The 8,845-nt window shown below is 56.2% G+C and carries 8 protein-coding genes; 3 read left to right on the top strand and 5 right to left on the bottom strand.

The features are described from left to right. Positions 1 to 278: 278 nt before the first annotated feature. The 3 genes from CIK74_RS00140 (at position 279) to pepN (ending at position 4,821) form a co-directional block, all read left to right on the top strand. On the top strand, positions 279 to 878 hold the full coding sequence (locus tag CIK74_RS00140; protein WP_096253684.1) for a recombinase family protein: 600 nt from the start codon (positions 279 to 281) through the stop codon (positions 876 to 878). A 191-nt stretch (positions 879 to 1,069) separates the two neighbouring features. Further along, on the top strand, positions 1,070 to 1,969 hold the full coding sequence (locus tag CIK74_RS00135) for a helix-turn-helix domain-containing protein (RefSeq protein WP_256382454.1): 900 nt from the start codon (positions 1,070 to 1,072) through the stop codon (positions 1,967 to 1,969). A gap of 206 nt (positions 1,970 to 2,175) precedes the next feature. Continuing rightward, positions 2,176 to 4,821 carry an aminopeptidase N gene (gene pepN / locus CIK74_RS00125; protein ID WP_096253678.1) on the top strand — a complete coding sequence of 882 codons (2,646 nt, stop codon included), beginning with the start codon at positions 2,176 to 2,178 and terminating at the stop codon, positions 4,819 to 4,821. Position 4,822: 1 nt separating this feature from the next. Here pepN and CIK74_RS00120 read toward each other — a convergent pair whose 3' ends face one another. From CIK74_RS00120 to CIK74_RS00100, 5 genes are all read right to left on the bottom strand, one after another. Beyond that, the gene (locus CIK74_RS00120) at positions 4,823 to 5,878 is read right to left on the bottom strand and encodes a biotin/lipoate A/B protein ligase family protein (protein WP_096253677.1); all 1,056 of its coding nucleotides are present in this window, start codon (positions 5,876 to 5,878) and stop codon (positions 4,823 to 4,825) included. Between the two features lie 99 nt (positions 5,879 to 5,977). Further along, positions 5,978 to 6,235: a type B 50S ribosomal protein L31 gene (locus CIK74_RS00115; RefSeq protein ID WP_096253676.1), complete on the bottom strand. Its 258-nt coding sequence runs from the start codon at positions 6,233 to 6,235 to the stop codon at positions 5,978 to 5,980. A 135-nt stretch (positions 6,236 to 6,370) separates the two neighbouring features. Further along, complete coding sequence (locus CIK74_RS00110; RefSeq protein ID WP_240520412.1) at positions 6,371 to 7,207, bottom strand: RNA methyltransferase; 837 nt, start codon at positions 7,205 to 7,207, stop codon at positions 6,371 to 6,373. After that, complete coding sequence (locus CIK74_RS00105; RefSeq protein ID WP_096253675.1) at positions 7,200 to 8,006, bottom strand: sulfite exporter TauE/SafE family protein; 807 nt, start codon at positions 8,004 to 8,006, stop codon at positions 7,200 to 7,202. Before CIK74_RS00105 ends, CIK74_RS00110 begins: the two co-directional genes overlap by 8 nt. A 15-nt stretch (positions 8,007 to 8,021) precedes the next feature. Continuing rightward, positions 8,022 to 8,813, bottom strand: coding sequence for an ABC transporter ATP-binding protein (locus CIK74_RS00100; RefSeq protein ID WP_096253682.1), 792 nt, complete (start codon positions 8,811 to 8,813; stop codon positions 8,022 to 8,024). Between the last annotated feature and the right edge of the window lie 32 nt (positions 8,814 to 8,845).

Below are 8,845 nucleotides of genomic sequence, written 5' to 3'. Positions count from 1 at the left end.
TTGAAAAATCAGAGCCATAGTTGCGAGAAAACTTTATGAATGGAACATGATTCGAATCTAGCACCGAAAAGATCAATGGGCTACAGAAAATTTTCCAATACTTTTGAGTTGTTGAAGAGGCTCAAGTGACCTTCGATGGAAGTGTCCCGTAAGACGGTCCTCCACCGGACACGCCAACCGCTGACCTGCTGCTTTGCTAATGGTGACCTATGAAGTGTCCGTATAGGGTGTACGGTGAACTGTCCGGTGAAGGATCCCTATGTGACACACTGATCTACATGTCTAAGATCATGGTCGGTTACGCACGCGTGTCCACGGAGGAGCAAGACCTCACCGCCCAGCGTGATGCCCTGGCATCCCTCGGCGTTGAACCCGAACGCGTCTATGTTGATCATGGCTTTACCGGCAGGAACAAGAATCGCGCAGGACTTCACGAAGCCCTCGCCGCCTGCCGGGCCGGAGATACCTTCGTCGTTACCAAACTCGACCGCCTGGCCCGGTCCGTCCGAGACGCCCACGAGATAGCCGACGACCTCGCCAGACGCGAAATCAGACTCAGCATCGGTGGTTCCGTCCACGACCCCACCGACCCAATGGGCAAACTGCTGTTCAACGTCCTGGCGATGATCGCTGAGTTCGAAGCCGACCTCATCAGCATGCGCACCCGCGAAGGAATGAAGGTTGCCAAGGCCAACGGCCGACTCCGGGGAAAACAGCCAAAACTCACCGTGAAACAAGAAACACACCTCCTCGAACTGCACGATGCCGGCAAACACACCATGACCGAAATGGCAGAACTATTCTCCATCAGCCGATCCACCATCTACCGGGCCGTTGAACGCGACCAACGCAAGAAAACCGGCACAATCACTCCGTGACCTCTTCCTGCCACCACCGAAAGATGACGTGCGGCTCTCATCCGTTGCCCCACACTGCGAAAGCTTTGCGTCGGGCATTTCGCTTTTTCGCGAGCCCTATCCACGCCAGGATCGACACCGGGATGTCGTTAGCGTGAATTTCCGTACCGATCTTCCTCAGACCCCGAACTCGACTCTTCGATGTCTCAATTGTGACCGAGACCTGGGCGGCAAAGCGTTTATCGTCGCCTGACTTGAACGTCGATCTCCGCCGGTGTGCGATAAACAAAGGGATGGTAGAACTGACCGACTCGTCGCAGGCTATGGCTGATGAGACTCTGGAATGGGCCCAAAATGCAGATCTGGTCTTGATCCCCGGGCTTGGAGACTTCACAGCCACACCACCCAATCAGTATCTGGAAACGATACGTGAAGCTCATCAACGCGGAGCAGTGGTGGCCTCACTTTGTTCGGGCGCTTTTGTATTGGCCCAGACCGGATTATTGGATGGTCTTACCGCTACCACTCATTGGGCCTTAACCGATGAGCTAGCGAGTCGCTTCCTAGAAATCAATGTCGACCCCGCAGTGTTATTTGTTGGGGAAAGCAGAGTCTGGACTTCCGCTGGTGTGGCGGCCGGAATCGATTTAAGCATTCACCTGATAGGTCAGTTCTGCGGATCGTCGGTTGCCTCTACTATCGCTCGCTCCATGGTGATGGCCCCACATCGTACGGGTGGTCAGGCACAATTTCTCACGACACCGGTTGCGGTGAAGCACGGTGATGGTCAAGCGATGACGACAGTTCGCACTCTAATGATGAAAGACCCGACAAGAACTCTTACGCTTAGCGATTTTGCCGGTGAGGCGTGTATGTCGGAGCGAACCTTTCTCCGCCGCTTCCTGGCCGAAACGGGCAGTACACCACACCAATGGGCGATGAGCTGGCGTATTGATGAAGCGTGCAAGCTCCTTGAGGAAAGTCACGGATCCATTGCTGAGGTCTCGGCGGCTGTGGGTTTTGGAACGCCTGTGACTTTCCGCCAACGATTCCGTGCTCTCAAAGGTGTCTCCCCGATGGAGTATCGCCAGGCTTTTCGCAAGCCTGAATAATGCATTAAAGCACTGGTTGAAACCGCGGCGGCACACCGCGCAATTTTTGATGCGGTGCGCGCCAAAGACATCGATGCCGCGCGCCTGTTACTCGCAGATCATTTCCAAGGAATCCGCCAGCTACTCGCCGTAATGCGCGGCCGGGTAAATTAATTTTCGTCTAGCTCAGCATTATCAAACATTCATTTCACAGCTAAGCTGTAAGGGTGGACACATTAGAACGCTATGCACCCAATGAGAACCTTCGACGCGATGAGGCCGCTTGGCGTGCCGCGAACATCAGCTGGCACTATGCAGCCGTAGAGCTTGATCTGAGCAACGCCACCCAAGCGCAGGAAACTTCCTACACCGCGATCACAACACTGAATTTCTCTTCAAAGTCACCGCAAACCTTCATTGACTACATTCATGAGTCGATTGAAAGCATCGTGGTTAATGGAGCCGAAATCTCCGTCGCGGACGCGGTACTCGACGCCCGCATCTACCTCGATGGTTTGCGCACGGACGCGGCAAACACCGTGCGCATTACCGGACGCTCCAGCTACTCACGTTCCGGCGAGGGACTGCACCGCTTCGTGGACCCACAAGACGGCCAGACCTACCTCTACACACAGTTTGAGCCCTCGGAAGCACGCCGTGTTTTTGCCTGCTTTGAACAGCCGGATCTCAAAACCAGCTACCAATTCACCTTGACTGGCCCGGAAGACTGGCATCTGGCCAGCAACCAGCAGATCATCGACGAGATGAATCATGGTGACGGCACCAAAACCGTCGCCTGCGCACCAACCGGCCCGATCTCCACCTATATCACCGCGGTCCTTGCCGGCCCATACCATGTGGTGCGCGGTACCCACGTGCAAAAGCTTGCAGATGGCGAATCGCTAGACATTGAAATGGCAGCCACCTGCCGCGCCTCGTTGGCCGAACACTTTGACGGCGAAGAAATTCTCAAGCTCACCAGCCAAGGCCTGGACTATTTCCACGAGCTCTTTGACTACCCCTACCCATGGGGCAAATACGACTCGGCGTTTGTTCCGGAATATAACCTCGGTGCCATGGAAAATCCTGGCCTCGTCACCTTCACCGAACGTTATGTATTTACCTCCCAGGCCACCGAAGCCCAGTATGAGCAGCGTGCTAATACGCTCATGCACGAAATGGCGCACATGTGGTTTGGCGACCTGGTGACCATGGCCTGGTGGGACGATCTGTGGTTGAAGGAATCCTTTGCGGACTATATCGGAACGCTTGCTAACGATGAAGCCACAGAATTCACCACCGCATGGACCACCTTTGCCGCGCGTCGTAAGGCGTGGGCCTACGTGGCAGATCAGATGCCAACCACCCACCCGATCGTGGCCGATATTCCAGATCTGCTGGCTGCAGACCAGAACTTCGATGGCATCACCTACGCCAAGGGCGCTAGCGTGCTCAAGCAGTTGGCCGCCTTTGTCGGGGCAGAAGCCTTCCGCGACGCGGCTCGTGCGTACTTCCGTCAACACGAATACGCCAACACCTCCTTGGAAGACTTCCTGCAGGCACTAGAAAAAGCCAGCGGACGCGATATGCGCAGCTGGGCCGATGCCTGGCTGAAGACTAGTGGCGTGCCCAAACTCGCGGTGAACTACACCGTGGATGACGCCGGGATCCTGACCGCTGCGAATCTTGAACAGCACGGCATAGATCCGATTAGTGGCCAAGCAATTGTGCGACCCCATGTGCTCACCGTCGGCGCCTACACGCTGACCGATGGCGTGCTCACGCGCACCGCAACACAGCGTGTTGAACTTTCCGGAGATAGCGTCGCACTAGATTTCCTCGTCGGTCAGCCGCTACCCGATCTGATCTTGCCCAACGTGGGCGATGAAACCTACGCGCTCATTGAGTTTGATGAAAATTCACTGAAAACCTTGCTGGGAAATCTTGGATCGTTGCAGGAATCTTTGCCACGCGCCACCAGTTGGGCCTCCTTATGGGACGGCGTACGTCAGTCAAAGCTAGCTTCTCAGACCTATGTCAACGCCATTTTGGAACATGCGCACACGGTGACCGATTCCGGTGTCTTTGCGATGCTGCTTGATCAGCTGGTCACTTCAATCTCGAAATATGTTGCCCCGGAACTGCGAGTCTCGATCCGCGAACGTGCTGCCGAAGTTCTCACCGGCTGGCTGGCGAATTTCGAAGCTGGTAGCGACCAGCAGACCACTACCGCGCGCACGCTAGCTCGCTTGGCGCGCTCCGGTGTGGCGCGCGAGGTGATTGATTCCTTCCTTGCCGAGGAAGAGAATCCTTACCGGGTCACAGTTGACGAACAACTTCGCTGGGCAAGCTACATTGCTTTGGCGGTCGCGGGCGGCTTGGACGCGCAGGCCGAAGCGCGGATGCATCAGGCTGCGAAGCGCAATCCTACGAGCGTGGCACAAAACGCGGTCCGCACCGCGTTGGCTGCCCGTCCGGATACGGACGTGAAAGAAGCTGCTTTTGATACCGTGTTGATGGGCCACGATGAACACGGTCCATTATCAAACGATGCACTTTCCGCTATCGCCGACGGTTTTGCGATGGGCTCGGCTAGCCTGCTAGCTGGTTTCCAGTCGCGTTACTGGGCTGCAATCCTGCCGGTCTTTGAAACGATGAGCATGGAATTTGCCACTCGCGTCATCGAGGGCCTTTACCCGGGTTCGCAGGATCTCACCGGCGAACCGGAAGAAAATCCAACCTTGCAGGCCGGAAACGTCTGGCTGGAACATCACCAGGGGGCTCCGGCAGCACTGCTACGCATTCTCATCGAACAGCGCGCAGAGCTTGAACGAAGCCTCAACGCGCAGCAGCACAGCCGCGCTAGCCAGTAGTTTACGGAACGCGAGCCGTCCAGGCCTCGGTATCAAACTTAGTTTGAGCCAGGTCTTGGGCGGCTTTTCGCGTTATGTCATCTAACTCAACAACGGTGGCGTTGGTACGAGCTGCAAAGGTATCCATCATGGTGGAAATGATTTGCGCTCGATCTTCGCTGGTCTGTGATTTCAGCGGATCCACTCGCTTAACGGCCGAGGTAATGCCTTTATCCGAGATTTTCTCGCGCCCAATACGCAACACCTGCACCATCTTCTGTGCATCGATGTCGTAGCTCATGGTGACGTGGTGCAACAGGGCGCCCTTAGCCAGACGTTTCTGCGCCGCTCCCCCGATCTTTCCACTCGGCGTGGCGATATCGTTCAGTGGCTTGTAATAGGCATTAATGCCCAGTGATTTCAGCGCCTGCATGACCCACGCGTCAAGGAATGGGTAGGAATCGGCAAAGCTCATTCCGTCCACCAAGGAATCTGGGGCGTACAGGGAATAGGTAATGCAGTTTCCGGCTTCCATGAACATTGCCCCGCCACCTGAAATGCGGCGCACCACTTTAATGCCGTGGTGTGTGGCTTGTTCCATGTCCACTTCGTTTTTTAAGGATTGGAAGGAGCCGATAACGACCGCGGATTCGTCCCAGTCCCAAAAACGGATCGTAGGCTTTCGCTCACCGGTTCCGATTTGCCGGGTGAGCACCTCGTCGAGGGCTACCTGTTCGGCTACGGGAATGATTTCTGGGCCGAGAATTTCCCACTGGTGATCTTCCCATTTGGTGGCGTGACCCAGGCTTCGGCGGACCGCGCGCGCCACTGCGTCGGCATCAAAACCGAACATCACCGCGCCTTCGCGCAAATTGTTGTTGACCGCGTCGCGGATGGTGCCATGGCTAGCGCCGGTAGGCAGACCGTTCAATGCCGCGTTGAGGTCTTCGAGTGCCTCATCCGGTTCGAGGAAAAAGTCGCCGTTAAGTGAAGCGTTAACGATCACCCCGTTGTCACTATCGAGATCAACGACGACTAATTTGCCGCCGACCACCTTGTATTCGCCATGATGCATCATAAGTCGATTCTATCGTCTTGTCACCTGTGCTTAAACGCAAACGGCACGATTCCAGTTGAACTGGAATCGTGCCGTAAAAAGCTTGCGAGGGGCGAAGAATTACTTCTTGCCGCCGAAGCCCTTGAAGCGGGCGTTGAAGCGCTCGACACGGCCAGCGGTGTCCATGATGCGCTGCTTACCGGTGTAGAACGGGTGCGATGCAGCCGAGATTTCGACGTCGATCACTGGGTAGGTGTTGCCATCTGCCCACTCAACGGTCTTGTCCGACGAACGGGTCGAACGGGTCAGGAACTGCTCGCCGGATGCCAGGTCGTTGAAGACAACTGGACCGTACTTTGGATGAATATCAGCCTTCATAGCTATACACCTTTATGTTGATAGGCCACTGGATTTTGCCAGCAACCACTTGCTCGGAAATTTTACTGCGCCTTCGACCCTAAGGCCGACACACAGACATTCCATCCTATCTCATGCAAGCATGCTGCGTGAAACTCATTTAGGTGTCGAAGAGCACAGTTCCCAGAAGGCGATGGCGCTAGCCGCCCCAACATTGAGTGAGGACACCTCGCGGTGCATCGGGATCATCACCGCCTGGTCCACCAGGCTCAGGGTTTCTTCGGTCACTCCCCTGCCTTCGTTGCCCAGGATCATCGCGAACTTTTTACCCTCAGTCATTTCAACCTCGGCCAAGGACACTGCGTCCTCGGTGAGCTCCATGGCCAGCATCGTGTAGCCATGAGCCTTAAGAATGTTGATGTCCTGGGGCCATGAGGTGAGCCTGACCCAGGGAAGGTCAAAGACGGTGCCCATTGAGACGCGTGCGCTTCGGCGATACCAGGGGTCCACACACTTGGGGGTAATCAGTACCGCGTCCACGCCCAATCCTGAGGCCGAACGCATAATCGCGCCTAAGTTTGTATGATCGGCGATGTCTTCGAGGATAGCGATCCGCGAGCTCCGCTCAAGCACTTCACTCAAATTCAGCGGTTCGGGACGGTTCATCGAGGCCATCGCCCCGCGGTGCAGGTGGAAACCTACCAGGTCTTGAAGTTGCTCATCACTACCGACAAAAATTGGGACGTCCGGGAAACGCGCAAATTCTTGCGCCAGCTGATCCAGATGCTTTTCCGCTAGCAAGAAGCTGCGTGGAACGTGCCCGGCATTGATTGCGCGGGAAACCACCGTGGTGCTCTCGGCAATATACAGACCGTTTTCCACGTCACTGCGCATCCTTAGGTGCGCTTCGGAGAGTCGTAGGTACTCGTCGAGGCGCGCATCTTGCAGGTCTGCAATATGCAAAATGCGTTCGGGATTAACGATCTCAGGCACCAGCGACCAACTTGTACACCATATTCACTAGCGCGATACCGCCAAGAATAACGATGATGACTCGAAGCCAGCCGGGAGAAAGTTTGCGCCCTACCTTGGCACCAATAAATCCACCGATCAACGAACCCACGGCGATGAGCAGCACCACAATCCAGTGAATGCGTTCCGGGGCGATCAGCAGGTACATGGCGGCTGCCACGATGTTGACCATCAGCGAAAGAATGACCTTGATCGCATTGGACTGTTGCAAGGAAGCCTGCAGGAATACCCCGAAGACAGCCATAAGCAAGACACCCTGGGCGGCGGTGAAGTAGCCACCGTACACGCCGATAACAAAGACCAGCACGTAAAGGATAGTGGGGATCTTGGCCCGGTCGGCATCGTCGGGATCATTTCCCCCGCGCTGCGCCTGCCGGGTCTTAGCCCATGCGGAGAGTTTGGGTTGGAAGATCACCAGCACCAGCGCGCAGACCAGCAAGACCGGAGCCACCACGCCGAACACCGATTCGGGCAGGTTCAACAGTAACAGTGAACCGATCAGTCCCCCGACCAGGGAGACCGGTACAAGTTTTAACAAGGTTTTTTTGACGCTGGCAGCTTCCCGACGGTAGCCCCAGGCGCCGGAGAATCCACCGGCAATCAGACCCATTGCGTTGGATACCACCGCGTTAACCGGCGCAAAACCTAAGGCCACCAAGATGGGGAAAGTCACCAGGGTGCCGGAACCCACCACGGTGTTGATGGTTCCGGCCCACAGGCCGCCAAACAGGATTAACGCTTCACGCCAAAAATCGATCACGGTGTGGTGTTGCCCCTAGTTCACTCGGCGCGCGACGGCGCTATAACGACCGTCCACTTCGCGCACGCTCAAATCCATCCCGTAGGTTGCTTTGAGATTTTCTTCGGTCAAGGTGGAAGCGATCTCGCCGGCGGCGACTACTTCACCTGCGTTAAGCATCAATATATGGGTGAAGCCCGGTGGAATTTCTTCCAGGTGGTGGGTGACCAAGACCAAAGCCGGAGCTTCTTCATTCGCCGCAAGTTCAGTCAGCTGAGCAACGAGCTCTTCGCGTCCTGCCAGGTCCAGCCCGGCAGCTGGCTCGTCAAGAATCAGCAGTTCCGGGTCGGTCATCAACGCGCGAGCAATCAGCACACGCTTGCGCTCACCTTCGGAGAGCTTGCCAAAAGGCTGGTTCATGAAGGTGGACATGCCCCACTGGTGGAGCATCGAGAACGCACGGCGTTCGTCGAGTTTCTCGTACTTCTCACGCCAGCGTCCGGTCATGCCGTACGCGGCGGTGAGAACCACATTTAGTGCGGTTTCATTGGCCGGGATAGCGTTGGCGACCAGTGAGGAGCTTAGGCCGATCAACGGTCGCAGTTCGAAAACGTCGACCTTACCCATGGTTTCTCCCAGAATGCCCGCGGTACCGCGGGTGGGGTGCAGACGGGTGGCTGCAATGTTCATCAGGGTTGATTTGCCGGCGCCATTCGGGCCCAGCACGATCCACCGCTGGCCTTCTTTGACTTCCCAGGACACGTCCTTGAGCAGGTCTTTACGCCCGCGCACCACGCTGACATCGTTGAAAGTTAGCACTTCGCTCATGGTTTTTAAGCCTAGACTTTCGTTGCCTGATT

Origin of the sequence: Glutamicibacter sp. BW77 (assembly GCF_002332285.1) — a bacterium.
Classification (GTDB): Bacteria; Actinomycetota; Actinomycetes; order Actinomycetales; family Micrococcaceae; genus Glutamicibacter; species Glutamicibacter bergerei.
The sequence above is the reverse complement of the archived record's forward strand: the minus strand, read 5'-3'. Positions and strand labels throughout refer to the sequence as shown.